This is a genomic window from Pseudomonas typographi (assembly GCF_014694385.1).
Classification (GTDB): Bacteria; Pseudomonadota; Gammaproteobacteria; order Pseudomonadales; family Pseudomonadaceae; genus Aquipseudomonas; species Aquipseudomonas typographi.
This window is the reverse complement of sequence record NZ_JAAOCA010000032.1, coordinates 1-26986: the sequence shown is the minus strand read 5'-3', so window position 1 is coordinate 26986 and position 26986 is coordinate 1. Positions and strand designations below refer to the sequence as shown.

Annotated in this window: 26 protein-coding genes; 10 read left to right on the top strand and 16 right to left on the bottom strand. The window is 61.7% G+C overall.

Annotated elements, in window-relative coordinates; translation table 11 throughout:
• Positions 1-13 precede the first annotated feature (13 nt).
• The 5 genes from zwf (at position 14) to nudC (ending at position 5938) form a co-directional block, all read left to right on the top strand.
• The gene (zwf, locus tag HAQ05_RS21510; protein WP_190424353.1) at positions 14-1519 is read left to right on the top strand and encodes a glucose-6-phosphate dehydrogenase; all 1506 of its coding nucleotides are present in this window, start codon (positions 14-16) and stop codon (positions 1517-1519) included.
• Positions 1516-2337, top strand: coding sequence for a Cof-type HAD-IIB family hydrolase (locus HAQ05_RS21505; RefSeq protein WP_190424427.1), 822 nt, complete (start codon positions 1516-1518; stop codon positions 2335-2337). The genes zwf and HAQ05_RS21505 overlap by 4 nt, the downstream gene beginning before the upstream one ends.
• Before the next feature lie 23 nt (positions 2338-2360).
• Entirely contained in the window at positions 2361-4205 is a 1845-nt protein-coding gene (locus HAQ05_RS21500) for a glycoside hydrolase family 15 protein (protein ID WP_190424351.1), read from the top strand.
• 73 nt (positions 4206-4278) lie between these two features.
• On the top strand, positions 4279-5091 hold the full coding sequence (locus HAQ05_RS21495) for a crotonase/enoyl-CoA hydratase family protein (RefSeq protein ID WP_190424349.1): 813 nt from the start codon (positions 4279-4281) through the stop codon (positions 5089-5091).
• Positions 5092-5107: 16 nt separating this feature from the next.
• Positions 5108-5938 carry an NAD(+) diphosphatase gene (gene nudC / locus HAQ05_RS21490; protein WP_190424347.1) on the top strand — a complete coding sequence of 277 codons (831 nt, stop codon included), beginning with the start codon at positions 5108-5110 and terminating at the stop codon, positions 5936-5938.
• A 225-nt stretch (positions 5939-6163) separates the two neighbouring features.
• On the opposite strand, the gene HAQ05_RS21485 is transcribed toward nudC, so the two are convergent.
• The 5 genes from HAQ05_RS21485 to efeU form a co-directional block, all read right to left on the bottom strand.
• Entirely contained in the window at positions 6164-6931 is a 768-nt protein-coding gene (locus HAQ05_RS21485; protein WP_190424346.1) for an SDR family oxidoreductase, read from the bottom strand.
• A gap of 121 nt (positions 6932-7052) precedes the next feature.
• The gene (gene efeO, locus HAQ05_RS21480) at positions 7053-7874 is read right to left on the bottom strand and encodes an iron uptake system protein EfeO (RefSeq protein WP_190424341.1); all 822 of its coding nucleotides are present in this window, start codon (positions 7872-7874) and stop codon (positions 7053-7055) included.
• A gap of 30 nt (positions 7875-7904) precedes the next feature.
• Positions 7905-9221 (bottom strand): iron uptake transporter deferrochelatase/peroxidase subunit, encoded by a 1317-nt coding sequence (efeB, locus tag HAQ05_RS21475; protein ID WP_190424339.1) that lies wholly within the window; start codon positions 9219-9221, stop codon positions 7905-7907.
• Between the two features lie 19 nt (positions 9222-9240).
• Positions 9241-10431: an iron uptake system protein EfeO gene (efeO, locus tag HAQ05_RS21470; protein ID WP_190424337.1), complete on the bottom strand. Its 1191-nt coding sequence runs from the start codon at positions 10429-10431 to the stop codon at positions 9241-9243.
• A gap of 8 nt (positions 10432-10439) precedes the next feature.
• Positions 10440-11285 (bottom strand): iron uptake transporter permease EfeU, encoded by an 846-nt coding sequence (efeU, locus tag HAQ05_RS21465; RefSeq protein WP_190424335.1) that lies wholly within the window; start codon positions 11283-11285, stop codon positions 10440-10442.
• Between the two features lie 357 nt (positions 11286-11642).
• On the opposite strand from efeU, the gene HAQ05_RS21460 reads away from it, so the two are divergent.
• Positions 11643-12047, top strand: coding sequence for a TraR/DksA family transcriptional regulator (locus tag HAQ05_RS21460; protein WP_190424333.1), 405 nt, complete (start codon positions 11643-11645; stop codon positions 12045-12047).
• A gap of 615 nt (positions 12048-12662) precedes the next feature.
• On the opposite strand, the gene HAQ05_RS21455 is transcribed toward HAQ05_RS21460, so the two are convergent.
• Positions 12663-12947 (bottom strand): DUF2789 family protein, encoded by a 285-nt coding sequence (locus tag HAQ05_RS21455; RefSeq protein WP_190424331.1) that lies wholly within the window; start codon positions 12945-12947, stop codon positions 12663-12665.
• Between the two features lie 278 nt (positions 12948-13225).
• On the opposite strand from HAQ05_RS21455, the gene HAQ05_RS21450 reads away from it, so the two are divergent.
• Positions 13226-13693 (top strand): hypothetical protein, encoded by a 468-nt coding sequence (locus HAQ05_RS21450; RefSeq protein ID WP_190424330.1) that lies wholly within the window; start codon positions 13226-13228, stop codon positions 13691-13693.
• A 67-nt stretch (positions 13694-13760) separates the two neighbouring features.
• Positions 13761-14771: an ABC transporter substrate-binding protein gene (locus HAQ05_RS21445; RefSeq protein ID WP_190424328.1), complete on the top strand. Its 1011-nt coding sequence runs from the start codon at positions 13761-13763 to the stop codon at positions 14769-14771.
• Here the strand turns inward: HAQ05_RS21445 and HAQ05_RS21440 are convergent.
• From HAQ05_RS21440 to HAQ05_RS21415, 6 genes are read right to left on the bottom strand one after another with little or no spacing between them, the layout of a single operon-like run.
• The gene (locus HAQ05_RS21440) at positions 14755-15096 is read right to left on the bottom strand and encodes a Na+/H+ antiporter subunit G (protein WP_190424327.1); all 342 of its coding nucleotides are present in this window, start codon (positions 15094-15096) and stop codon (positions 14755-14757) included. The two genes, HAQ05_RS21445 and HAQ05_RS21440, sit on opposite strands and share 17 nt — an antisense overlap.
• A complete protein-coding gene (locus tag HAQ05_RS21435; protein ID WP_190424326.1) occupies positions 15093-15371 on the bottom strand; it encodes a K+/H+ antiporter subunit F in 279 nt (92 codons plus the stop codon). The genes HAQ05_RS21440 and HAQ05_RS21435 overlap by 4 nt, the downstream gene beginning before the upstream one ends.
• Positions 15368-15853 (bottom strand): Na+/H+ antiporter subunit E, encoded by a 486-nt coding sequence (locus HAQ05_RS21430; RefSeq protein ID WP_190424325.1) that lies wholly within the window; start codon positions 15851-15853, stop codon positions 15368-15370. Before HAQ05_RS21430 ends, HAQ05_RS21435 begins: the two co-directional genes overlap by 4 nt.
• On the bottom strand, positions 15850-17505 hold the full coding sequence (locus tag HAQ05_RS21425) for a monovalent cation/H+ antiporter subunit D (protein ID WP_190424323.1): 1656 nt from the start codon (positions 17503-17505) through the stop codon (positions 15850-15852). Before HAQ05_RS21425 ends, HAQ05_RS21430 begins: the two co-directional genes overlap by 4 nt.
• Positions 17502-17846 (bottom strand): Na+/H+ antiporter subunit C, encoded by a 345-nt coding sequence (locus tag HAQ05_RS21420; protein WP_190424321.1) that lies wholly within the window; start codon positions 17844-17846, stop codon positions 17502-17504. The genes HAQ05_RS21425 and HAQ05_RS21420 overlap by 4 nt, the downstream gene beginning before the upstream one ends.
• Positions 17846-20761 (bottom strand): monovalent cation/H+ antiporter subunit A, encoded by a 2916-nt coding sequence (locus tag HAQ05_RS21415; protein WP_190424319.1) that lies wholly within the window; start codon positions 20759-20761, stop codon positions 17846-17848. Before HAQ05_RS21415 ends, HAQ05_RS21420 begins: the two co-directional genes overlap by 1 nt.
• 274 nt (positions 20762-21035) lie before the next feature.
• On the opposite strand from HAQ05_RS21415, the gene HAQ05_RS21410 reads away from it, so the two are divergent.
• A complete protein-coding gene (locus tag HAQ05_RS21410; RefSeq protein WP_190424317.1) occupies positions 21036-21284 on the top strand; it encodes a hypothetical protein in 249 nt (82 codons plus the stop codon).
• A 5-nt stretch (positions 21285-21289) separates the two neighbouring features.
• Here HAQ05_RS21410 and HAQ05_RS21405 read toward each other — a convergent pair whose 3' ends face one another.
• Positions 21290-22102, bottom strand: a complete 813-nt coding sequence (locus tag HAQ05_RS21405) for an alpha/beta hydrolase family protein (protein WP_190424315.1) — start codon at positions 22100-22102, stop codon at positions 21290-21292.
• Positions 22035-23147: a DUF3182 family protein gene (locus HAQ05_RS21400; RefSeq protein WP_190424313.1), complete on the bottom strand. Its 1113-nt coding sequence runs from the start codon at positions 23145-23147 to the stop codon at positions 22035-22037. Before HAQ05_RS21400 ends, HAQ05_RS21405 begins: the two co-directional genes overlap by 68 nt.
• 233 nt (positions 23148-23380) lie before the next feature.
• Between HAQ05_RS21400 and HAQ05_RS21395 the strand changes: the two genes are divergently transcribed.
• Complete coding sequence (locus HAQ05_RS21395; protein WP_190424311.1) at positions 23381-25174, top strand: aminopeptidase P family protein; 1794 nt, start codon at positions 23381-23383, stop codon at positions 25172-25174.
• Positions 25175-25201: 27 nt separating this feature from the next.
• On the opposite strand, the gene HAQ05_RS21390 is transcribed toward HAQ05_RS21395, so the two are convergent.
• Entirely contained in the window at positions 25202-25483 is a 282-nt protein-coding gene (locus HAQ05_RS21390) for a hypothetical protein (protein WP_190424309.1), read from the bottom strand.
• A gap of 162 nt (positions 25484-25645) precedes the next feature.
• Positions 25646-26533: a threonine/homoserine exporter RhtA gene (rhtA, locus tag HAQ05_RS21385; RefSeq protein WP_190424307.1), complete on the bottom strand. Its 888-nt coding sequence runs from the start codon at positions 26531-26533 to the stop codon at positions 25646-25648.
• Between the last annotated feature and the right edge of the window lie 453 nt (positions 26534-26986).

The window sequence follows — 26986 nt, the reverse complement described above, 5'->3', positions numbered from 1 at the left end:
GCGAGGTAGCACGATGAAGCGAGGCAAATCCACGGTCGATCCGGCCCCCCCTTCCACCCTGTTTCTGTTCGGCGCCCATGGCGACCTGGTCAAACGGTTACTGATGCCGGCGTTGTACAACTTGGCCCGTGATGGGCTGCTCGATACCGACTTGCACATCGTAGGCGTCGATCATAACCAGGTCAGTGACCAGGAATTCGCCGACCGCTTGCACGACTTTATCCTTGAACAAGCTCGCGCCAAAGACCCGGAGGGGGCGGAAAAGGCCATTGACCCGAAGGTATGGGCCACGCTGGCCGAACGCATCAGCTACATCACCGGCGATTTTACCGACGACGAAACCTACCAAACCATCGGCCGCAAGATTCAGGACACGGGCATCGGTAACGCGGTGTTCTACTTGGCAACCTCGCCGCGGTTTTTCCGTGAGGTGTCGCGGCGGTTGGGCAAGGCTGGCTTGCTTTACGAAAAGCCACAGGCCTATCGCCGGGTGGTCGTGGAAAAACCCTTCGGCTCCGACCTGCCTTCAGCCGAAGGCCTGAACCACGACCTGCTGCAAGACATGAGCGAGGCGCAGATCTACCGCATCGACCATTACCTGGGCAAGGAAACCGTGCAGAACATCATGGTCAGCCGGTTTTCCAACGGCATCTTCGAAGCGTTCTGGAACAACCACTACATCGACCACGTACAGATCACCGCCGCCGAAACGGTGGGCGTGGAAGGCCGCGGCAACTTCTACGACAGCATCGGGGCACTGCGCGACATGGTGCCCAATCACTTGTTCCAACTGTTGGCCATGGTGGCGATGGAGCCACCCGCCGCGTTTGGCGCGGACGCTGTACGGGGCGAAAAGGCCAAGGTGATCGGTGCCATTCGCCCTTGGACCCGGCAAGAGGCCTTGGCCAATTCGGTGCGCGCACAATACGCTGCGGGCAACGGCCAGCCCGGCTACCTCGAAGAACCGAAGGTGGACCCCGCCAGCCAGACCGAAACCTACGTGGCACTGAAGGTGATGGTCGACAATTGGCGCTGGGTGGGGGTGCCATTCTACCTGCGTACCGGTAAGCGGCTGGCCGTGCGCGACACGGAAATCGCCATTTGCTTCAAACAGGCGCCTTATGCGCAGTTTCGCGACACTGAAGTGGCCCGCCTGAAGCCCAACTACCTGACTATTCAAATCCAACCCAACGAAGGCATTTTTTTCGACCTGCAGGCTAAGCGCCCTGGGCCGGCGTTGGTTATGGAAGACGTGAAGCTGGGGTTCGCCTACAAGGATTATTTCCAGATGGCGCCTTCCACCGGTTACGAAACGCTTATCTACGACTGCCTGACCGGTGACCAAACGCTGTTTCAACGCGCCGACAACATCGAGAACGGCTGGCGCGCGGTGCAGCCCTTTATCGACGCCTGGGCCGAGGCCGGTGAGGTGCACGCCTATCCCGCCGGCAGCGAAGGGCCCGAAGCGGCCGACCAACTGCTAGCCCGGGATGGGCGCAAATGGCATTCGCTCAGATGAGCGCCGGGCCGATTCGCCTCGTCCTGAGTGATATGGACGGCACGCTGCTGATGCCGGACCACTCGATCAGCCAGCCGGTTAAGGACGCCGTAGCATTACTGCGTTCCAAAGGCTGCCGCGTCAGCTTGGCCAGCAGCCGGCCGCCGCGGGCCATGCGCGCACAAGTACAGGCGCTGGGCATCGATGATGTCCCTACCGCCGCCTTCAATGGTGGCACGCTGGTCAAGCCCGACGGCAGTTATCTGCTGCAGCACTTCGTGGAACCGGTGGCGGTGAAACGTGCATTGGCCTTGTTCGCGCAGTACCCAGTGTCGGTATGGTTGTTCGCCGATGACCAATGGTTGGTCACGGAACTGGCGGCTCATTATCTGCAAAGGGAGCATGCGGCGCTGGGCTATGGTCCTACCCAGGTGGCGGATTTCACACCCTACCTGGATCGGGTCGACAAGATCGTTGCCACCTGCGCCGATTTCGCCCTGCTCGAACGCCTCGAAGGCTTGGCCCAAGGCGCCTTGCAGGGCCAGGCGCTGGCCGCCCGCTCGCAAGCTTATTACCTGGACATCACGGCGCTGCAGGCGAACAAGGGCGATGCCCTGGCGAGCTTGGCCAAGCACCTGGGCATTGGCCTGGAACAAACGGCGGCCATCGGCGATGGCCCAAACGACGTGGCGATGTTCCGCCGTGCCGGCTTGGCCATTGCCATGGGCCAGGGCAGTGAAGAAGTTAAAGCCCAGGCCGGCGCCGTGACCGGCAGCAATACCGAACACGGGGTCGCCACGGCCATTACGCAGTACATTCTCCCGCGAGTGCCCTTATAACAACACACGAGGTGCCTGACGGCATGCCTGCATTGATCGAAGACTACGCCCTGATCGGCAACTGCCGCACCGCCGCCTTGATTGACAAAACCGGCTCGCTCGACTGGCTGTGCTTTCCCCGTTTCGATGGGCCCGCCTGTTTTGCCGCATTGCTCGGTACAGAAGAAAACGGCCGCTGGCGAATTGGCCCCGCGCAACCGGGGGCGCGGGTGTCGCGCCGTTACCGGGGCGACACCTTGATACTCGAAACCACCTTCGACACCCCCAGCGGGCGGGTGTTGCTGATCGACTGCATGCCCGTGGGCCAGGGCCATAACAGCGTGATCCGAATCGTGGTGGGGCTGGACGGCAAGGTGCCAATGGCCATGGACCTGACCATGCGCTTCGATTACGGCAGCAGCATCCCGTGGGTGGAACAGCCCCGTGACCGTGTGCTCAGCGCAGTGGCTGGGCCGGAGCGCTTGGTGCTATACAGCGCCAAGACGCTGGAGGCCCGCGACCACCATACGACCAGCCAATTTACCGTGCGCCCCGGCGACCGGCTAGTATTTACCCTGACCCACCAGCCCTCGGTGCTGCCGTTGGCCGACCAATTCGATGCCGAACAGGCCCTGCAGGCCACCGAGGCGTACTGGCTAGCGTTTGCCGGCCGGTGCCCAGACGTAGGGCGTTTTACTGAGCAGGTCAAACGTTCCCTGCTGACCCTTAAAGCGCTGACCTACGAGCCCAGTGGCGGTATCGTCGCCGCCGCCACCACCTCGTTGCCCGAGCGGTTGGGCGGTGAACGCAACTGGGATTACCGTTTCTGTTGGCTGCGTGACGCGACCATGACCCTGCTGGCCTTCACCAACCTCGGCTATCTCGACGAAGCCCATGCGTGGCGTGAATGGTTGTTGCGCTCGGTGGCCGGCAGCCCCGAGCAAATGCAGATCATGTATGGCCTGGGCGGCGAGCGGCGTTTGCCGGAATACGAGTTGGATTGGCTGCCCGGCTATGAAGGCTCGCGCCCGGTCAGGATCGGCAATGCCGCTTCGACCCAGACCCAACTGGACGTCTACGGCGAAGTTACCGATGCCATGAGCCAGGCCATTCGCGGCGGTATGCCGCGCCACCCGCGCAGCGCCTCGGTGTTCCGGTTGATCATGCGCTACCTGGAAAACGCCTGGCAGCAGCCGGATGAAGGCATTTGGGAAATCCGTGCCAAGCCACGGCACTTCGTGCATTCGAAAGTCATGGCCTGGGTGGCCTTCGACCGTGCGGCGAACTTGGCCGACCTTGCCACCGAGGAGGGCCAAGGCATGAGCCGCCACTATCGGGGGGTGGCTGACCGGATTCATGCCCAAGTGTGCGAGCAGGGTTTTGACAGGGAACTGGGGCATTTCGTGCAAAGCTACGGCTCCAAGGAAGTGGATGCAAGCCTGCTACACATTGGCCTGACCGGCTTTTTGCCAGCGGACGACCCGCGTTTCGTCGCGACCGTGCAAGCTGTCGAAAGCCAGTTAATGAAAGGCGGCTTCGTGCTGCGTTATCTGTCGCACAGGGTCGACGACGGCTTGACGCCCGGTGAAGGCACCTTTTTGGTGTGCTCGTTCTGGCTGGCAGACGTATACGCGCTGCTCGGGCGCATGGGTGATGCGCAAGCGATGTTCGAGCGGCTGAGCGGCCTGTGCAACGATGTGGGCTTACTGGCCGAGCAATATGATCAGCAGGGCCAGCGCATGCTCGGCAACTTCCCCCAGGCCTTCAGCCATATCGGCATCATCAATACCGCGCTCAACCTGCACCGCGCTGAATGCCCGGCCCAAGTACGGGCGCGCCGGGAGGCGCAGGCTCCGGTACAGCAGCGCGCGTCTGAAGCCGGCGGCTGATTGGCGTTTATGCCACGCCAGCGCTGGCCCTGGCGTCGCTATGATGGCGGGGCATTCATCCCAGGAGTGACCCATGCCGGCCTATCAAACCCTCGATGTGCAGTACCGGGAGGCGATTGCTTACGTACGCTTGAACCGCCCGGAAAAACGCAACGCCATGAACCAAATGTTTTGGGACGAGTTGGGCCCGTTGTTCCAGGCCCTGGATGAAAACGACGCGGTTCGGTTAGTGGTGCTCGGTGCCCATGGTGGGCATTTTTCCGCTGGCCTTGACTTGGCGCTGCTCGGCCAACTGGCCGCACGAATGGGCCCCGACGCCGGGCGCAACGCGCGGCTGTTGCGCCGGCAAATCCTGCGCCTGCAAAGCGTGTTCAACCGTGTCGCGCAGTGTACTAAACCGGTACTTTCAGCCACCAGCGGGCATTGCCTGGGCGCCGGGGTAGACTTGATCGCCGCGTGTGACCTGCGCTACTGCAGTGCCGAGGCGAACTTTTGCATCAAGGAAATCGACATGGGCATGGCCGCCGACGTTGGCACCTTGCAGCGTTTGCCGCGGATCGTGGGTGAAGGCCGCTTACGCGAATGGGCCTACACCGGCTGTGACATAAACGCCCAAGAGGCCCTCGCAGCGGGGCTGGTCAACCGCGTGTACGACACCGAAGCGGCACTTGAAGAGGGCGTTTTTGCCATTGCCCGGGCTATTGCCGCAAAATCCCCATTGGCGGTGCAAGGCAGCAAGCGGATGATCGACTACATGCGTGACCATCGCATAGACGACGGCCTGGACTACGTCGCCACTTGGAACGCCGCCATGTTGCAGTCGGCGGACCTGAAACGCGCCATGGCCGCTACACTGACCCGCACATGCGCGGAGTATGACGACTAAGAAGGAAAGACCCATTATGCCTGAACGCTGGATCACCGCTGTGCTTGACCCCGCTGCCAGCGGCGGCTGGGCCGTGGCCCGTTCGGCCCAGGGGTTCCTGTACGACAGCCAGGGCGTGCTGTTCTCCCGCGATTGGCTCAAGGGCCTGGGGGTACCGATCCTCTTCGAACACGGCATCGGCCATTTTGACCAACAGCCGATCTACCTGATCGAGTTCGAAGGCAGCGTGCATATCGATAACTGCCAATGGCAAGGGCTGCGCCAGTTCATGCTGCAGCCTCACTTCGAACACTTCCGGCTGTTGGCTTATGCCGCGCAGATCGGCACCTGGGCCCGTGAACATCGGTTTTGTGGCAGTTGCGGCAGGGCCACCGTGCAAGTGCCGGGCGAACGCGCGATGTACTGCGACCGCTGCGACCTGCGCGCCTACCCACGGATCTCGCCCAGCATGATCGTACTGATTACCCGGGGCGATGAGATTTTGCTGGCGCGTTCACCACGCTTCGCCATCAACATGTACAGCACGTTGGCAGGGTTCGCAGAACCAGGTGAGTCGGCCGAGGACTGCCTGGTGCGGGAAGTGCGCGAAGAGGTGGGGCTGGAAGTGGCCAATATCCAGTATGTGGCGAGCCAATGCTGGCCATTCCCGCATTCGATGATGCTGGGCTTTCATGCCGAATACGCGGGCGGCGAGATCGTGCCGCAACCGGATGAAATCGAAGACGCGCGTTGGTTTCGGGTCAACGACCTACCGCCGCTGCCGGCAGGGCGCTCCATTGCCCGTTACCTGATCGACCTCTACGTGGCCCGCCGCCTGGGCTTGGCCGAACCAGTGCTGCCTGGCTAGGCGCGCGGTCAATACCCGTACCACGCAGATGAATGCCGGGCGAATGAACATCGCCCCGCCCAATGGCGATGCGTGCGCCAAAGAAGGCACCGGGCATCATCCCCAGTCCCATGCTCAGCTCTACCAGATCGAGGAACAGGGATCAGAGAGCAGTGAGCGGGCGCCGATGGGAGCCGAATCAGCGACGAGCGGTAAGGGAAACGCCATTGCGTGGAGGGTGCCGCCTCACGCCAAATACCCCCCGTCTACATTCAACGCAACGCCGGTGGTATAGCTGGCCGCGTCACTTGCAAGGTAAAGTACGGCACCGGCCATTTCGCGGGGCTGGGCGACCCGGTTCATGGGAATATGCGGCAGTATCTGCGCCAACACCTGCGCGTTGTGAACCAGCGCGGTGGCGAATTGCGTGTCGGTAAGGCCCGGCAGTATGGCGTTGCAGCGTATACCCAGTGGTGCGCACTCCTTGGCGAAGGCTTGGGTCATGTTGATCACCGCTGCTTTGGTGAGCGAATACACCGCCTGGCAGGCACCTGGCGACCTGCCGTTGATAGAGGCCACATTGATGATACTGCCGCCGCCGTGCTCGCGCATGAGCTTGCCGGCCGCCACCGACATGAAGAAATAACCGCGAATGTTCACGTCCAGCGTCTTTTGGAAGGCCGCCGGCGTAGCGTCCAGCACATGGGCGAATTGCGGATTGGTGGCGGCGTTATTGACCAGAATGTCGAGGCGCCCGAAGCGTTCACGAAGCCGCTCGAAGGTTACATCGATAGAGGCGAGCTCGCCGATGTGGCAGGGTAGGGCCGTGGCCTGGCCACCGCTGCCGACGATGCCGTCGGCCACCGCTTGGCAACCGTCAAGTTTGCGGCTAGAGACAATCACATGGGCGCCATGCTGGGCAAGCAACTGCGCGATCGCTTGGCCAATGCCACGGCTGGCGCCGGAGACGAAGGCCACCTTGCCGGTGAGGTCGAACAAGTCTGGGGCGGTCATGGGCGGCTCCTCAAAGGTGATGCACACAAACTAGAGGGGCGCAACGGTAGGGGCAAGCGGGGAATGTGGCAGGGGGTAGGGCAGATGTATGAGGCCCCGGCAATGGGGCCCCATCTGTGGGTCAGTCCAGGCCCAGTTTCCCGCGCAGGGTAGACAGGTCTTCGGCCAGGGTGTTGACCGGCCCAATCAGCGCCTTGCGGTCAGCGTCCTTGACCTTGTCGTATGTTTCGAAACCGCCGCCCTTGGTTTTGTACTTGGCCAGGATAGCGTCGACGGTGGCGAAGTTTTTATCGAGTTTGTCAGCAAAGGCTTTGTCTTTTTTGACGATCTGCGGCTTGAACAGGTCGACGATTTTCTTCGCCCCGTCGACGTTACTCTGGAAGTCATACAGGTCGGTGTGGCTGTAGCGGTCTTCTTCACCCGACACCTTGGTGGCGGCCACTTCTTCCATCAACGCGGCCGCACCGCCGACGACTTTCTCCGGGGGAAAGGTCAGGTCGGCGATTTGCTTCTGCAGGCGCAAGACATCGTTGTTAAGGCCGTCCGCGAAGCCTTCGTAGCCCTTGGTGGTGTTCTGCGCCCAGAGGCCGTATTCGATGCGGTGGAAGCCAGTGAAGTCATCGGCTTTCACGCCGTTCTCATGGTCGTCTTCACGCGAATCGATCGCCGCGTCCAGGTCGCTGAACAGCTCGGCGATCGGCTCAATGGCTTCGTAGTGAACGCGGGTGGTCGGGTACAGCTTTTTCGCAGTGGCAATGTCGCCTTTTTTCACCGCGTCGGTGAACGCCTTGGTTTCAGTAACCAGTTTGCCGACTTCGTCGGTCACGTAGATCTTATAGTCGGAAATCGGCTGTACCAAGTCCAACGACGATGCGTCAGCAGCGAAGCTCGGTGCGCTCAGCGCGCCGAGGGTGAACAGCAGGGCCAAAGGCGTCTTTTTCATGCAGGGTTCCCCAGTTAAGTCCTTAAGTGATCACGCGGTCTTGCCTTTCTCAGCCGCTTGCAACAGTGAGCGGCCGATGAAATCGTCCTTGCCGGTGACGCCGGGCAGGGTGAAGAAATACCCACCACCGGTGGGTTTCAGGTACTCCTCCAGCGGTTCGCCATTCAGCCGGGTTTGCACGGTAATGAAACCCTTGAGCAGGTCAGCCTGGTAGCAAATGAACAGCAGGCCCATGTCGAGCTGGCCGTTTTTCATCACGCCGTTGGAGTAGTTGAACGGCCGGCGCAGAATCAGGTTGGCCTGGGCCTCGGGCGTGCGTGGGTTGGCCAGGCGAATGTGGGACTTCAGCGCGGTAACCTTGCCCTCTGGGTCTTTGTGGTAGTCGGGTATATCGAACTCATGGGCGCCGTCCATGGGGGCGCCGCTGGCTTTTTTACGGCCGAAAATGGTTTCTTGCTCCTGCAGCGGTGTGCGGTCCCAACGCTCTACGTAGTTGCGGATGATCCTCACCGCCTGGTAGCTGCCGTGGGTGGCCCAGGCCGGTTCCGGGCCGCCGGGCTGGACCCAAACGATCTGGTCCATGGCCCGGCTATCGTTGGAGTCGGGGTTGGCCGAGCCGTCACGAAACCCTAGGAAGTTGCGGGCGCTCTGTTCGGGTTCGCCGGGTTTGGCCGGGGCCTGGGCGGGCACGCTGCCTTCTTGCTTCCAGCGCACATAGAGCAGGTCTGGAAGGTTTTTGACGATGTCGCGCAGGGCGTGGATGTTGGTGTCTGGGGTGTTGGAGCAGAACTGCAGGGTCAGGTCGCCGTGGCAGCGGTCTGCTTCCAACGCATCGTTGGGGAAGCCCACCATGCGGATCAACTGCTTAGGCTTGTGCGGTGCCAGGCCGTAGCGCTCATCGAACAGCGAGGCGCCCACCGACACCGTGATGGTGAGGTTGTCTGGGGTAACGTTGGGGCCAAGGATCCCCGAGTCCAGTGGCGGCAGCTTGGGGTCGATGTCTTCGACCGGGCCGCCTTGCATGAGAAAGCGAATGCGTTCGTCCAGTACGCGAAACATCCGTTGCAAGCTTTCGCGGTCGGCGGCCAGCACATCGAAAGCCACCATCATTCCGGCGGCCGGGCGTGCATTGACGATACCGCTTTGGTGTACGCCTTCGTAAACGTGGCGGTCCTGGGTCTTGTCGCTCTTCGGCGCTTCGGTGACTTTATGCTCTTCGCTGCTAGCGGCATGCGCCATCATTGGGCAGGCCAGGCCGCTGCCGGCCAAGGCGGCACCGGCTGCGCCGAGGCCCAGCAGTACGCGGCGCCGGTCGGGTGAATGCGGGGCTTGGTCTTTATCGCTCATGGGTACGGATCCATCGGTGTTACAGGGCAGAAAGGCCCAGGGCCTGGTCGATGCCGTCCAAGGTGTCGGCCAAGGCTCGGGCATCGCTGGCGATGGCTTTGCGTTGCTCATCGTTGACTTGGTCGTAGGGCTTGTATGTATCGCCTTCGCGTAGCCCCGCCAGGCGCCCGGCCAGCTTCTGCTGGGCAGTGTCGATCTGCGGCAGCAGCTTCGCCGCAGATTTAGCCAATAGCGGGCGCAGCAAGTCGATGACCTTGCCGGTTCCTTCGAGGTTGGCGGCGAAGCCACTGAGGTCCAGGTGGCTGTAGCGTTCTTGCTCGCCGTTGTAGCGAGTGTCGGCTAGGGTATGCAGGTTGCGCGCGACAATGTTCACCAGTTGGTCTGGCGGGATCGGCTGGGCCAGCAACTGTGCCTTGAGGGTGGCGACGTCTGCCTGCAGTTGCTGGGCGACTGGGGCCAGGCCATCGGTGCTGTTTTGCGCGAAAAGGCCATATTCCAAGCGATGGAAGCCCGTGAATGCGGGGTCTTGTTCGCGTTTTTCATAATAGTCGGCGCGTGCATCCACGGCGTTGTTCAATTGCGCGAAGCGCTGAGCGGCGGGCGCCAGGCGCTGGTAGGGCACCCGTGCCGCGGCGTACAGGGCGCGCGCCTGGGCCAAGTCACCGGCTTGGATCGCCGCAGCCAGTTCATCTACCGCCTGTACCAAGGCACCACCCTGGGTGTTCAAGTACACACGGTACTCAGACAACGGGCCAATGAAAGCGGTCATCGCTGGGCGCGCCTTGGCACGTGCGTCGGACTCGGCCGTGGGGGTGACTTTCAGCGTGCCCCGGGGGTTCGACAGCAAGCCACAGGTGATCGCATAGTCACCCGGCTCCAGGTTGGCGTTGATCAATTGGCTCATGCCCGGGGTGATGTTCTCGCGCTCTTCCACCACCAGCACGCCGTCGAGGATTTCCCATTCCACGGCGCGGTCCGAGGCGTTCACGATACGGAAGCTAGCGCGCCCAGCGGGCAGCGTGAGCGCGTTGGGTTCACAACTTTTAGGGTGGATTGTCACCGTGATTTCGTTACCGGCATTGGCCTTGCGTTTTTCGCTGGCGACCTGGGAGGCGTAATAAAACAGGCCCCCGGCCGCGATCATCAGGATGACAGAACCTGCCACCGCCGCGCGTAACAAGCGCGGCGGTTGTTGAGTAGGATTGGACATGCGGTGCCTTAATGCTGGGTAACGGTGGAAGTGGACGGAACAGGCTTTTTGTGGGTGCCGGGCATGAAGAACAGCGTCAATGCCACGACCAGGTACAGGGCCCAGGCACCGAGCACGCTCACGGTGGGCGCGTCTTGGTAACCGAACATGCCAGCCAGTACGGAGCCGACTGGGCCATCCATCGGCAGCGTTTCGCTCACGTCGAACACCACCGCTTGCAGGGTGTTCCAAACTCCCGCCTCGTGCAGCGCGCGTACCGAGTTGGCTAGAATGCCGGCGGCCACTACCAGGATAAACAGCCCTGTCCAACGGAAAAACTGCGATAAGTTTAGCTTCAGGCTACCGCGGTAGAGCGCCACACCCACCGCTATAGCGCCAAGCAGGCCGATCAACGCGCCCAGGGGAGCGCCATAACCTTCGCTTTGCTGGAAGATGGCCAATAGGAAGAACACGGTTTCCAGGCCTTCCCGGGCGACCGCGAAGAACACCATGGCAACCAGCGCCAGCGTCTGGTGGTGCGAACCGGCCAAGGCATGGTCGAGGGAGCCCTGCAATTCGGCTTTGAGCGAACGCGCCATCTTGCGCATCCAGATCACCATGAAACTGAGCATCACCACGGCCAGCAGGCCTATCACGCCCTCGAACAGTTCCTGTTGTTTCTGTGGAAATTCCGCCGCCATCCATTCCAGGCCGCCGCCCACCAGCAATGCCACGGCCGCGGCGAGGAACACCCCCAGCCAAACGGCGGGCATCCATTGGCCGCGGCCGGTCTGCTTGAGGTAACTGGCGATGATTCCGACGATGAGCGCGGCTTCAATCCCTTCGCGCAGCATGATGAGTAAAGGAACGAGCATTTACCGCTAGCCATCCGTTAATGAAAGTGCCTAGTTGTAACATAATGAGAACCATTGCTGAATAGTTCTCAAGCGAAATTCATTCCTTTTTACACTGGGGCGTTGCCCGCCCGCCGGCGAGGCAGCCGGCATACGCGCCGGGGCAGCAGCTTAGCCTCAAGGTAATGAGCAGGCTGGTACGGCTCACGGTTAATAGGGAGGGGCACCGGGCTTAGCGGCCGGCCAGCGGTCAAATCGCTACGTTTATCTATTGCTGTGTGCGCCACGCGCCCTTAGACTCCCGCCCCTCATAAACGACGTGGTGGCCGCCGCCGTGCCGCTCGCCAGGTTTGAACGCAGGTTTTTATCGAGATACCCATGACGAAGGAAGAGCTGCTGGCCATGCCGGCCGACGACTACATGCAAGCTGATCAACTGGCCTATTTCCAGGCTGTGATCCAGGCCATGAAGGTCGAGACCCAGGCGCGCATCGAACAAAGCCGATCGGCGATCGAGAGCCTAGATTCGCCGGCCGATCCGGCCGACGTCGCGTCGGTGGAAGAGGAGCGGCACTGGCTGGTCAATACCATCGAGCGCGACCAGCGCCTGCTGCCACAATTGGAGCAGGCCTTGGGCCGCATCCAAGAAGGGACCTTCGGTTGGTGCGACGACAGCGGCGAACCGATCGGCCTGAAGCGGCTGTTGATCAGCCCGATCACTAAATATTGCATCGAGGCCCAAGAGCGCCACGAACAGATCGACCGTCACCAGCGGCAGGTCTAATAAACGGCAGGCCGGGCACACGCTGCGGCCGGATTCATTCCCGCCAACTGGTGTGGCGCGCGCACACGCGCCCGATGCCTCTACCATGCGCAGCGCTCCACGCTCGCCATGAAAGCATTCTTCAGGCGTCGGCTTTAGGTATTGGCGCATGGCTTCACCGCCAGCCCAGTGGCCGCTCGTCGCGATGGCCCGACGCCGCTGTCATGGTCGCCCGTGCTGAAGGCCCATTCGCAGCATTTGCCGCTGATCTATTAATGACGGGGTGTGGCGGCGCTAAGGTAATCGATGCTATGGCTGGGCGGTGCCCCCACTTACCTGTGGAGTAATATTAAAATAGTGGCACTCTGCGCGGAAGCGATTGGAAGGCAACATGGGCGCCATTTTTCTTGACATAAGGGTTCAGGCGTTAGGGGTGTCCATGAAAAAACGTGTAGATATCATATCGCCGCGCTCGTTGGCGGCGTGGTGCCCGTCAGCTTGCGGCTGCTGGGGGTAAGCGTGTGCTGGGCCGTATGGGTAGACGGCGAAGCGATACAGCCGGCATTCGGGCGGCGCGCAGATGCCGAAGCCTGCCAACATCGCTGGCAGGCCCAGTTGGGTCTGGCCGCGCCTGAACTAGCGGCTGGCTGAGCGCTTTTCATCGGCACTGGTATTGGCGTCGGCATTGGCGTTGGCATGCAAGCGTACGTTCAGTTCGTCTACCCACAGCGCATCAGGGCTATCGGCCATGATTGCCTGCTTCAAGAAGTCTGATTGCGCCGGCTTCCAAAAATCCGCCTCGGTCATCTTCACGTCTTTCTGCAGTTGATGCTGTTCGATGAACAGGTCAATTTCTTCTGCAGTATTGTCCAGCCCCAGTTGCTGGAATAAAGTACTCAGGTCACGGGTTTCGAGTTCCATAGTGGCTCCTTAGCAGTATGTGACGTGAAAAAGGTGTCCAGGTTTTGAATCGCTGGTTCGCCAAGAGTTTCCTCGCCGTGCAGCCAGTGCCGATTGCCGCGCTGCGGTAGCCGGGCTTGAATGCTCGCGCGGCACGCTACACCCTGATTATTTCATACCGTTCGTCATTACCGGGCAGTGCCTTGGGCCAGTGCGGTCTATGGGTGCGAGCCCTGCGGGTGGCTTCATGTGGCCGAGCGTGTGAACAGCACCCGGCGTTTTTCATTGAGGATCTGTCATTGGCGGTCAGCAATCTTGAAATGCATGCGCTTTTCGTTTTAGGCGATTTGCGCGCGAAGTTGGTCAAGTTATTCCAGCAGCGCTTTGTCTATGTGGTCGAGCAAAGCGCCGAAGGTATTTATATGGCTGAGCTCGACACCGAGTCAGCCCTGGTGGTGGACGATAAAGCCCGGTTGGAGTTGAAAGTGGGCGATCATTTTCGCGCCGCGGTATTGCCCAGCCGCGAAGGCGGCAAGTTCGAGATTCGCTTTCGCGAAATCAAGGCCACGGTTTATGGCCTCGGCGAATATGCCTTTGTGGCCACCCCGACGGGCAACGGTATCGTCTTCAAGGATGGCCAGAGTGTGCTGATGGTGTTCGCCGCCACCGAGCAGTTGCAAGGCGGCTTGACCAAACCGCTGAAGGCCGCGGTGGCGAAGGCCGCGAAGTGGCGAAAAGGCGAATTGGCCTTCAAACCCAGCGAATAAGCTGCTGCGCGGAACCTGTAGGGGCGGCTGCGGCCTGAAGCTTCTCTACCCCTCGTGAGGTTTATGCATGAAAGGACTACGTGCTGTTTTGCTGGGGGCCATGGCCCACGCGCTGATCACGCTCGCCCCCACGGCCCAGGCTGCGCAGGTGCCCATCCACTTTGCCGACCTCAACTGGGAGAGCGGTAGCCTGATTACCGAGATGCTGCGCCTGGTGCTGGAAAATGGTTTCGACCAACCCACCGATACGTTGCCGGGTACCACCATCACCCTAGAGGCGGCGCTGGCGCGCAATGACATTCAGGTGATCGCTGAGGAGTGGGCCGGGCGCAGCCCGGTTTGGAACCAGGCCCAAGCCCAGGGTAAGGTCGCGGCATTGGGCGATACCGTCAAGGGGGCCACGGAGGGCTGGTGGGTGCCTGAATACGTGATCAAGGGCGATACCGCCCGTGGCATCACCCCCAAGGCGCCGGATTTGCGCAGCGTCAACGACCTGAAAAAGTACGCCAGCGTGTTCCGGGACCCGGAAGCACCCAGCATGGGGCGCTTTCTTAACAGCCCGGCCGGTTGGACCAGCGAAGTGGTAAATGGCCAGAAGCTCAAGGCCTATGGCTTGGCGGGCAGTTTCACTAACTTTCGCACCGGCTCCGGGGCGGCACTGGATGCGGAGATCAACTCGGCTATTCGTCGCGGCCAGCCTGTGCTGTTCTATTACTGGTCACCCACCCCCTTGATCGGCAAATACAAGCTGGTTCAACTGGAGGAACCGGCGTTCGACGAGCAGGCCTGGGAAACCTTGACCGATGCCAACGAGCCTCACCCGCGAGCTAGCCGTTCACCACCGTCGCGTTTATCGATCGGTGTGAGCGCAGCGTTCGAACAGCAGCACCCGGACATCGCCACGTTTTTTTCCAAGGTGGATATTCCATTGCAACCGCTCAATGAAGCCCTGGCGCAAATGAGCGATCGCCATGAGGCACCGCGAGCCGTGGCCCAACGGCTGTTGAAGGCCAACCCCCAGTGGCTGCAGGGCTGGCTGCCAGCGCCCGTTGCGGCGAAAGTCAGCGCTTCGCTTTGACCGGGTCAATGGGCGTGGCCGTACTGCGTTTGCGAAAGAGGGCCGTGCGGGCCAGCAGTAAGGTAGTGACCGGAGCGGTAATGCTCAGCAGCACCGGTACCAGCCAGCTTTGCAGTTGCGGCATGCCTGCCTGAGCACTGAAGAACACCACGCTGGCCGTTGCGGCCAGCCAAGTGCCAAGGGTGGTGCCTAGCGCTGGGGCATGCATGCGCTGGAAGAAGTCCCTGAACCGTAGCAAACCTATCGCGCCGGCCAATGCGAACACCGAACTGAGTATGACCAGCGTTGCTATGACGGTTTCTACCCATAGCGGTATCGCATTCATTCGATCACCTCGCCGCGCAGCAGAAACCGCGCCAAGGCGAAAGAAGCGACAAAGCCGAACAGTGCAATCAGCACGGCTGCCTCCAGGTACGTGTCGCTGGCATAGCGTATCCCCAATACCAGCATGGTCAACATGCCCAGCAGGTAAAGATAATCCAGTGCGAGTACCCGATCCTGCGCGCTGGGCCCAATGAATAGCCGCACCAGGGTGAGCAGCATGGCCGCGCCGAGCAGGCCGAGGCTGGCGGTTATCGCGGTGGTAAGCAATGCGCTCATGGGAAGATCTCCAGCAACGGCTGTTCGTAGGTGGCCTTGAACCGGCGAATAAATGCCGCCTCGTCACCCACCAGCACCAATACATGCATCAACAGGGTGCTGCGATCGGCCGACAGTTGCGACCATACGGTGCCAGGGACCACCGCGCAGATCGCTGCCAATGCCGCCAATGCATGAGGGTCGCGCAAGGCCAACGGGATGCTTACGAAACGGCTGTGCGACGGCTGTGGGCCAAGCACCGTGCCGAGCACTTGCAGATTGGCATGCACCATGTCGATGGCCACCCGCGCAAGCAAGCGCACGATCAACCAGGGCCGGGCTATGCGGGCATGGCGCGGGCGCAGCGGCGCCATCAAGCGCGGCGCCCCCCAGCCTATCAGCGCGCCCAATAATAGGTGCCCGGTACTGAGCGATGCATTAAGCACCAGCCATAACGCCCACAGGCCTAGCGAAAGCCAGGGGGTGGGCAGCCAGCGATTCATGGTGCCTCCTGGAGGAGGGCCCGTGGGCCGGCGCTTGGCTGCTTAGCCATCACTGGGCCGATGTAACGGGGCGGGTTGTACAAGTCGCTGGCGGCGGCCGTTGTATAGCGCAGCAGCACTTCACCACGCAGGGTGAGGGCGATGCAAATCCCGAACAGGGCCGAAATAGCTAGGCATTCGTAGGGGCGCAATGCCGGAGAGGGGCGCTCGACTGGTGCCCACAAGCGCAAGATAGCCACCCGCGCAAGCCCGATGAGCGATGCAACGCCGGCCAGCAGCAGTAAGGCAATGAACACCCAACCGGGCGGCGAGGGCGAGTGGCCGCCCTGGCCCACGCCGGCGGGGTCAAGCACGGCCGCGATCAAGTTCAGTTTGGCCAGGAAACCCGAGAATGGCGGCATGCCGATTACCCACAGCGCACAAAAAATCAGGCTCATGCCCAAAAAGGCCATGGTCCATGGAATCACCCGACCGACGATCACCCGCTGTTCATCGTCCAAATTCACCCCGGGCGGTGGGCGCAGTGCCCCTACCGAGCCGGGCAGGATGTCGGCGTCTTCTTCCAGCGGTAGCTCATTGGCCGAGCGTGATCGCTCGATCAGTTCCGCCAGCAAGAACAGCGCAGCGAGCGCCAACGTGGAGCTGACCAGGTAGAACAGCGCTGCGCTGACCAACGCGGGCGTGCCTAGCCCCACACTTGCCAACAGGGTACCGGCAGACACTAGGATATTAAGGCTTGCGATGCGTTCGAGGCGGCGGGTGGCGAGCAAGCCCAGGGTCGCGCAGGCCAAGGTGGCCAGGCCGCCGTACAGTAGCCACTGTTCGCCGAACTGCGCGCTGGCACCGGCGCTGGCCGGAAACACCAGTAACCACAACCGTAGCAAGGTATAAAAACCGACCTTGGTCAACACAGCGAACAGCGCCGCGACCGGCGGGCTGGCCGCCGAGTACGCCGGTACCAGCCAGGCGTTGAGTGGCCACATCCCGGCTTTGGCTAGGAATGCAATGGCCAGGATCGCCGCCCCAGTGTGCAACAGGCCAAGGTCGGCCACCGCCACCTGTGGGACCTTAAGCGCGATGTCGGCCATGTTGAGCGTGCCGGTGACCCCGTATATCAGCGCCGCACCGATCAGAAACAGCGAGGACGCAACCAGGTTGATGGCCAGGTAATGCAGGCCCGACACTACCCGGGCGCGCCCGGAGCCATGCAATACAAGGCCATAGGATGCGGCTAGCATCACTTCGAAGAACACGAATAGGTTGAACAGGTCTCCGGTCAGGAATGCGCCATACAGCCCCATTAATTGAACCTGGAAAAGCGCGTGAAAGTTAGCCCCGGCCCGGGTCCAGCGCGCCATGGCAAATAACAGGGTGGCGCATGCAAGCACGGCGACCAGGGTAATCATCAGCGCGCTCAGGCGGTCGAGTACCAGTACGATCCCGAACGGTGCGGCCCAATTGCCAGCCAGGTAGACCTCTGGGGTGCCGCCAGCGGCATGGTGAAGTAATGCAGCGGCCAGCGCGAGGCCGGCCAAGCAACTGGCCAGGTTCAGCCAGCCCTTGGCGGCACGGTGGCGCTCACCTGGCAACAGCAGCAGGCCCGCGGTCGCCAAGGGCAGCAGAATCACCGCCATTAGCCAGTGTTGGCTCATGGCTGCTTCTCCCCACCATCGACGTGGTCGGTGCCGGTCAGCCCGCGGGCAGCCAGCAACACGACCAAAAACAGCGCGGTCATGGCGAAACCGATCACGATGGCGGTGAGCACCAGGGCTTGGGGCAGCGGGTCGGTGTAATGCAGCAAGTCTTGCTTGATACCTTCTCGAATGATCGGTTCCTTGCCGATGAACAGGCTGCCCATGCTGAAGATGAACAGGTTCACCGCATAGGACAACAGGCAAAGGCCCATGATGACCTGGTAGGTGCGGGGCCGTAGCACCAACCAAACGCCGGACGCGGCAAGGGCGCCGATGGCGGTGGCGATGATTTCTTCCATCAGGCAGCTCCTTTGGGGGCGGTCGCACGGGGCAGGTGGCCGGGCCGGTGCGCGCGCACCGCTTGGTGAGCCAGGGCGGTGAGAATCAACAGGGTGGACCCCACTACCACGGTGAACACACCCACGTCGAAGAATAGGGCGCTGGCAAGGTGAACCTCACCGAACAGCGGCAGTACCCAATGGGCGGTGTGGGTGGTGAGGAAGGGGTAGCCCAGCGCCACTGCACCAAGCCCGGTGGCCGTGGCGCATAGCAGCCCAGCGCCGAGCCAGCGAAGCGGCCGTAGCGGCATGCGTGCTTCGACCCATTGAGTACCGGCGACCATGTATTGGAGGATGAACGCCACTGACACGACCAGCCCGGCGACGAAGCCGCCGCCGGGTTCGTTGTGCCCGCGCAAGAACAGGGATGCTGCCACGACCAGCGCAATGGGCAGTACCAAGCGCACCAGCACCGCAGGCACCGTCATCACCCCCTGCGCCGTGTCTGGCGCGCTCCTGGCGTTTATCAGGTCCATTTCCAGGTCCGGCTCCTGGCGTTGTTGCTGCGGCGGCAGTTGCATGGATTCCCGGGCCGGGCGGAAGCGTCGCAACAAGGCGAACACTGTGAGCGACACCACGGCCAGTACGGTGATTTCGCCTAGCGTATCGAAGCCGCGAAAGTCCACGAGCATCACGTTGACCACGTTGGTACCGCCGCCTTCGGGCAAGGCCCGGCGCAAATAGAAGCCAGAGATGTCGTTGGGGGTAGGGCGGGTCAGCATAGCGTAGGCCAGGGCCGCCATGCCGCCACCCACGCCGATGGCCAGGAGCGCGTCGCGCAGGCGCCGGGCCCGAGCACGCAACCGCTGGCCGGGTGCTTCGGCCAACTCCAGGCGGCGAGGTAACCAACGCAGCCCCAACAATATGAGGATGGTAGTCACCACTTCGACCACCAATTGGGTCAATGCCAGGTCTGGCGCGGAAAACCAAATAAACGTGATACAGGTCATCAGGCCGCATACGCCGACCATCGTCAACGCCGCCAAGCGGTGGTATTTGGCTTGCCAGGCGGCGCCGACGGCGCAGGCGATAGCGATGACCCACAACACCACGAACATGCCCGACCCAGCAATTTTGGGTCGGCTTCCCCAGCTTAATCCGTGCGGTAGCAGTGGCCAGGCCGCGGCGAGTAGCGCCGCGGCCACCAACAGGAACAATTGCGCCTGCAGAGGGCGGGGGGCGAGCCGGCGGTAGGCTGCGGCGGCCGTGCGGCGGGTGTGCAGCAGCAACCACTCGAATATCCGCTGGCCATCGAGCAGGCCTGCCAGCGGAGGGCGCTGCAGGCGGCCTTCGCGCATGGGGCGGCGCATCGACATATACAATGCGATACCGGCCAGCATAGCGATCAGGCTCATGATCAGGGGGGCGTTGAAGCCGTGCCAGATCGCCAAGCTGTAGGCTGGCAACACCCCCCCCACTACCGGTGCGGCGCTGGTGGCCAGAATAGGGCCGATCGCCCAGGCGGGAAAGATACCGACCACAAGGCACGCCAATACCAGTAACTCCACGGGCAGGCGCATCCAGCGTGGCGGCTCATGGGGCGTATGAGGCAGGTCGGTCGCCGGCGGGCCGAAAAACACATCGACCGTAAAACGCAGCGAATACGCCACGCTGAACGTGCCGGCCAGGGTCGCGATCACAGGCAACGCCACTTCCACCCAGGGGGTGGCGTCGATGAATACGGTTTCGGCAAAGAACATTTCTTTGGACAAAAAACCGTTCATCAGCGGTACGCCCGCCATGGCGGCGCTCGCCACCATCGCCAAGGTGGCGGTGAATGGCAGCATCCGGGCGAGCCCGCTGAGGCGGCGGATGTCACGGGTACCGCTTTCGTGGTCGATGATACCCGCGGCCATGAACAACGAAGCCTTGAAAGTGGCGTGGTTGATCAGGTGGAAAACCGCGGCCACGGCGGCCAGGTCGCTGTTCAGACCCAGCAGCAAGGTGATCAGTCCCAGGTGGCTGATCGTCGAGTACGCCAAAAGGCCTTTGAGGTCGTGCTGGAAAATCGCGCACCATGCGCCCAGCAGCAGCGTGCATGCTCCGGCACCGGCGACGATCCAGAACCAGGCTTCGCTACCCGATAAGGCCGGCCACAACCGGGCCAGCAGAAAAACCCCGGCCTTGACCATCGTCGCTGAGTGCAGGTAGGCCGAGACGGGTGTAGGGGCGGCCATCGCGCGAGGTAGCCAGAAGTGAAAGGGGAACTGGGCGCTTTTGGTCAATGCACCGAGCAGCACCAGCACCAGCATGGCCGGATACAACCCGTGCTGGCGGATGCGTTCGCCGCTGGCCAGTACCTGCTCGAGTTCATAGCTACCAGCGATATGCCCTAGCAGCAGTACGCCAGCGAGCAGGCACAGGCCCCCCATGCCGGTGACCACCAGGGCCATGTAGGCGCCCCGGCGGGCATCGCGGCGGTGGTGCCAGTAACCGATCAGCAAAAATGAAAACAGGCTGGTGAGCTCCCAGAAGAACACCAACTGCAGCAGGTTGCCCGACATCACCACGCCTAGCATCGAGCCCATGAACGCCAGGAAAAACGAGAAAAATCGCGGTACAGGGTCTTGCGGTGACATGTAGTACCGCGCGTAGAGCGACACCAATGCGCCCATGCCCAGCACCAGCAGTGCGAACAACCAGGCGAACCCGTCGACCCGCAGAACCAGGTTCAGGCCCAGCGACGGTAGCCACGTATAGCTTTCTACCAGCACCTCGCCCCGGGAAATTGGCCCGAACCAGGCAGCGACTTGTACAGCGCCCACCAGTGCCACGCCACCGGCCAGTAACGACTCTGTGTTACGCGCATTGTGTGGCAGCACGGCTGCCAGGCAACTGCCAATGAACGGCAGCAATAACAGGGCAATCAGCGACATGGGCGTTCTAGAAGGTGGAAAAGAGCCCGATGATACGTGGCGCTGGGCTGTGGTGCGGGCTTGAAGACACAGTTTTTTATATCAAATTCTTTCTTCATCGGTAGTCGTCATCCGTAGCACCGTCGAAAACAGCGTAACACCCTATGGGCCACCTCACCGGTCGAGTGGTTTGCGCGATGGTCGTTATCACCCCAGATGATTTTTCGCGGGCCCCTCCGTGGCGTAGCGTAACTGTCACTCAAAGCGTCAGCCGTGTAGGAAGGCATAGGTCCCAATGAAACCTTTAATGCTCAGTGTGCTAATGCTGGCCGCTGCCACCGCGGCAGGCTGTGCCAGCCACCCTGAAGACCGGCCGTTTGCGGCCGAAGAGCAATATCAGTTGGCGCTGGAGTCTCTGGCCCGGCAAGGTTTGCCGTACGAGACGTACATGCGGCAACGTGCGGCATTGGTGCAACGCCACCACGCGGCGGGCGACGTCGCCGAGGCGCCGTCGTCGGATGCCGCGCAAGGCCACCAGAGCTAACGGGCTTAGGAGTAGATCGGCGAGTGATGCGGGTAATTGCCGACGCGGGCGCCGATAACCATCTCGCTGAGCCAGGCATTAAGGATCGAACTGTACGCCTTTTGGCTAGCGTCGCTGGTGAGCGCATGGTCGCTGCCTTCGACCAAACGATGGGTTAACGAGCGGGCGCTGACGAACGCTGAACGAAAGCTCATCAAGGTCATGTGCGGTACGTAGTCGTCGTGCTCGGACTCCACCAATAACACATCACCGCCAAATTCGGCGCATGCCGCCAACGCGCGATTATCCGCAGGTGTTTGCAGCGTGCGGCGGTAGGCGGCTAAACCCGCCGGGTCCAGCGCTGCCTTGGGTACCTCCCAATCTTCGTCCCAATAAAGCGCCGGCACGCGCAGGGCTAGCCAGCGCACCGCGCGCCGTGCGCTAAGCAACGTGGCCAGATACCCGCCGTAGCTGCTGCCTATCACGGCGATCGCGTTGGCATCGACCGCGGGGTGGGCCGCCAAGCGGTCATAGGCAACCAGGGCATCTTCGAAATTCTGCTGGCGGTTGACGCTTTGGCGCAGCCCTTCGGTGCGCTCATGGCCGCGCAGGTCGAAGGTCAGGCACACGCAGCCAAGCCCGGTAATATGCTTGGCCCGCGCCAGGTCGCGTTGTTGGCTACCACCCCAGCCGTGAATGAACAATATGCCGGGTATACGTGCCGCCGGCGTCACCAAGTGGCCGGCCAGGCAGCTCTCGCCTACCGGTAACTCAACGGCTTGGCTGCTTACCCCCGTTGAAGTCCACGGTTGCGTATTTGCAGAGTTGTCCGAGCTCATCGTCGTTTCCTTGATACAGGCGCACCGCGTCACTGGGAATGCTCGCCGTGCCATACACTTCGAAAGTTGCTGCCTTGGCGGTGGTCAGGTCCGGATCACGCTGGAACGCCAGCAGTGCTAATAACTCGGCCGCGCTGGCGCCACCCACTCGCCATGACTGTTCCATGATACCGCTGACCCACCGGCCTTTGGTGTCGCGGCCAGCGACGGCATCGTAGTTACGGCGCGATGCGATCAAGCCGGGATAGCAGGCCAGTATCGCTTGCTCATAACGCCGGGCTTGATCCACGGCGGTTTGCAGCGTTGCTGGCAGCGGCCGTAGCAGCAACTGCTCGTAACCGCCGCGCGCGAGCGAGAGGTTCGAGCCCCCATAGACCCACTGGCCTTGGCTGTCCTGAACCAGCCGTTGGGTGCCGTAATAGCTGGCGGTGAAGCCGCCGATGGTGGCCTGCCCCACGCTGAACGTGGTGACCTCGGTGAGGTTGGTTTCCAACACCAACCCGCAGCTTTCCAGCTCTGCCTGTTCAATGTCATGTAGGGCTGCATCCAGTTGCCCGAGGTTCTCGATCACCGTTTGGCCACGGCCACCGGTGGCCCGCACCGGCTTGACGCGCACGGGCCCTGTTGCCAGCAATTGGGCGGCGGCTTCGCGGGCCCCGGCGCTGTCGAATACCGTCCAGCCGGGCAGCAGCGCATCACCTGCCAAGGTCGCGCAGCGTGGCTGCCAACCCGGTGCTACCGGGCCGCCAGGCCAAGCCGCATGGGCCACTGCTTTGGTTGCCAGAAACGGTAGGGGCACCAGCCCGCCGAAGAAATCATGCAAACTGAGCAGCCCAGTTGGCAGGCCGGGGTCACCCACTACCAGGGTCCGTGCCGGTACAAAATAGGGCCGCTGGGCAGCCTCTGCATGTTCGATGAACGGGATACCCAATAACTGCCCCACACAGGCAGCCATGTAGCGGTGTACTTGCCGTTCATGCTCCGGCCAAGGACCGTTCGGCGGCAGCAACACCACAGCGTCATGAGGTAGCTCACGGTTAGCCATGGAACACCGCCGTCACCGAGGGCCGGTCGCGGCTGCGGCGGCCTCACACATGCGTTCACTTTGTACACTGCGTTCGCTGGGCATAGGGCTGCTCCTTTTGCGCAGGTGAAAAAGGTTAAACGACATGCGCCGGCAAAAGTTCAACCCACTGAACGAATGGCAGAGCCTTGTCTGGTGCGCCTGGGTGTTCCATGATCGCGCGGTGATTCGATATTCCTGTTTTTGGAGCCTTCATGACTGCAGCTATTATTGCGCAGCGTCTGCGCCGGGCGCGTGAAACACTGGCAAACGCCTCGGTCGACGCCCTCCTGGTGCCTTCCGCCGACCCGCATCTGTCCGAGTACCTGCCTGCCTATTGGCAGGGCCGGCAATGGTTGTCTGGCTTTACCGGTTCCATGGCCACATTAGTGGTCACTGCGGGCTTTGCCGGGCTATGGGCTGACAGCCGCTATTGGGAACAGGCCGAAGCCGAATTGGACGGTACGGGTATCACCTTGATGAAACTGATGCCGGGCCAACCCGGGCCGTTCGAGTGGCTTGGGCGCGAGGTTCCGGCACAAGGTACTGTGGCAGTAGATGGCGCAGTATTAGGGATAACGCCGGCACGGGCGTTGCGTGAGCAACTGGCACCTAAAGGCATCATCCTCGATACGAGCAAAGACTTGCTCGGGCAAATGTGGGAAGGCCGCCCGGCACTGCCGGCGCAACCGGTGTATGCGCATGTGGCCCCTTATGCGAGTGAAACCGTCGCGGTAAAACTGGCACGCCTACGCCAGGCCATGGCCGAACAAGGCGCCGATGCGCATTTTCTGGCGACGCTCGACGACATCGGCTGGTTGTTCAACCTGCGTGGCAGCGATGTGCCCTACAACCCGGTGTTCCTCGCGTTCGCGTTGGTAGAAGCCGATGCCGCGAGGCTCTTCGTCGCGCCTGGCAAGCTTGCTGCGCCGCTGGCCGCCGCGCTGGCGGCCGATGGCGTGCAATTACAGCCTTACGGTGATATCGGCCAAGCGCTAGCCGGCCTGGCCCCAGGCAGCCGCTTACTGGTCGACCCGGCGCGGGTCACCCTGGGGCTACTGGAACAGGTCCCTGACGGCGTTCAGCGGGTCGAGGCGATCAACCCCTCGACACTGTTCAAATCGCGCAAGAGCGAAGCCGATGCGCTACATATTCGCCAGGCTATGGAAGAGGATGGCGCAGCGCTGTGTGAGTTCTTCGCTTGGTTCGAACAGGCCCAAGGCCAAGAGGTGCTCACCGAGCTTACCGTCGATGAGCGCTTGGGCGCCGCCCGGGCCCGTCGCGCCGGCTATGTTTGCCCAAGCTTCGGGACCATTGCCGCGTTCAATGCCAACGGCGCGATGCCGCATTATCGGGCAACCGAGGCGTCCCACGCGTGCATCGAGGGCGACGGGTTGCTGTTGATCGATTCAGGCGGGCAGTACTTGGGCGGCACCACCGACATCACGCGAATGGTGCCGATCGGCGAACCTACCCATGAACAAAAACTCGACTGTACGCGGGTATTGAAGGGGATGATCGCGCTGTCACGGGCACGTTTCCCAAGCGGCATTCTTTCGCCGATGCTCGATGCCATCGCGCGCGCACCGCTGTGGGCGGACTCGGTCAACTACGGCCACGGCACTGGGCACGGTGTCGGGTATTTCATGAATGTTCATGAAGGCCCGCAAGTGATTGCCTACCAAGCCAACCCAGTGCCGCATACGGCGATGCATGCCGGCATGATCACCTCTATAGAGCCGGGAACCTACCGGCCAGGGCAGTGGGGTGTGCGCATCGAAAACCTGGTACTGGCCCAGCCGGCGGCGGCCGCCGGTTTCGGCGACTTTCTGGCATTCGAAACCCTGACCTTGTGCCCGATAGATACGCGTTGCCTGCTGGTGCAGCGGCTGACGCAAGAAGAGCGGGACTGGCTCAATGAGTATCATGGTACGGTGCGGGCGCGCCTGGCGCCCTTGCTGGAAGGGGCCGCCCTGCAATGGTTGGATACCCGTACACAGGCCATCTGACGAGCATCGACGCCAGCGTGCCGCGGCTCAGCGGCACATAACGATCATGCTGCGGCTGGTATACCCGGCGGGGTTGATACCAAAGAGGAAATCGCCAGAGGTGTCCTCGTTGTCCTGGCCGGATTTGGCAAGTACCTTGTAACCGTTCGGGCAGGCAGTTCGGGCGCTGGAGTCGCACTGCTCCCAGCTGGAACTCAGCCCCGAACAGCTGATGTGGAGCCCTTTTTTGCCGTGTTTGATCTCGGTTCGAGAATGGGCGGCGCACCCGGTTATCAGCGAAACAGCAACGAAAAACCAAAGCGATTTCATGTCAGTCCTTGCATCGGGCCGGGTCTGCTTGCACTTGAGCAGGTGCGGGCGAGTGTGGCGTTTCAGAGGGTAGCTGCGCAATATGGCGATATCCGAGTCGCGAGTACCTTCGCTTGAAAAACAATGAATTACCACCCGCGTAGGCAAAGATTGCGCCAAGTCTTAATCCGCTGCCAGCGCCGGGGGCTGGGTACCACCCTGGGTCAATGCGGCGCCCACCGATGCGATGATGATCGACCCAATGGCCAGCCACTGGGTAGGGCTGAGGTGCTCGCCAAGCACCATTAATCCCGACAGCGCGGCCACGGCGGGCTCAAGGCTCATCAGGGTGCCGAAGGTACGGGCGGGCAGGCGGGTGAGTGCGATCATCTCCAGGCTGTAGGGCAGGGCGGTCGACAACACCGCCACCCCTAGCGCCGCCGGTAGCAACGCCCAGGACAATAATGCGCTACCGGCATGGGCAATGCCGATCGGTGCAATAACCAAGGCTGCGAACAAAACCCCCAAGCTGGCCATCTGCACGCCATGGCCTTGGCCGGCCTTTTGCCCGAACACAATGTAGAGCGCCCAGCATACGCCAGCACCGAGGGCATAATAGACGCCAATGGGGTCTATCCCTTGCTGTGTAGCGCCTAGCGGTACCAATAACGCCAGCCCAACGATGGCCAGGGCAATCCAAAGAAAATCGATGCGTTTGCGTGAAGACGCGATAGCCACCGCCAGCGGGCCAGTGAATTCCAGTGCAACCGCGATGCCCAGGGGTACGCTGCGCACTGCCATATAGAAGAAAAAATTCATCCCCCCTAAGGCCAGGCCATACAGCGCGGCGTGTTTGAGCGCCGTGGCACCCAAACGCAGGCGCCACGGCCGCAATATGAGCACCATCAGCACCGCCGCAATCGCCAGGCGCAAGGTAGTCGTACCTTGGGCCCCCACCAACGGAAACAACCCTTTGGCCAGCGTGGCGCCAAATTGGATGGACGCCATGGCGATCAAGAGTAAACCGATAGGTAACAAAGTGCTGCTGGTAGCATGGTTCGGAGCGGGCATGAACGAGGGCTTATGCTGTAGTTAAAAGGCGCCCATCATGCTGTAAACGGGCTGGCAGAGTAAATGGCGTATGGTGCGCCATAAAAACCTTGACGCGCCGCGTCGGCCCTCTATAATGCGCACCACTTCCAGCGACAACGGAACGCGAAACACTTTGTTTATCAAGGGGTTAGGGTTTTCGAACTGCGGGAAGTGGCTTCAGTCCCCGGATTGAACGCGGTGAAAAAGGTGGTTGACAGCTGATGTTAAGGCTGTAGAATTCGCCTCCCGCTTCGAGAGGTCTGAAGCGTGTCAAGTGGTTGAAGTTGAACGGTTTCTTCGAAAAACTTCTGAATATTCCGCTTGACAGCAAGAGAGGTTAGCGTAGAATGCGCGCCTCGGTTGAAGCGAAGGCTCAACCCACCGCTCTTTAACAACTGAATCAAGCAATTCGTGTGGGTGCTTGTGAGTTGG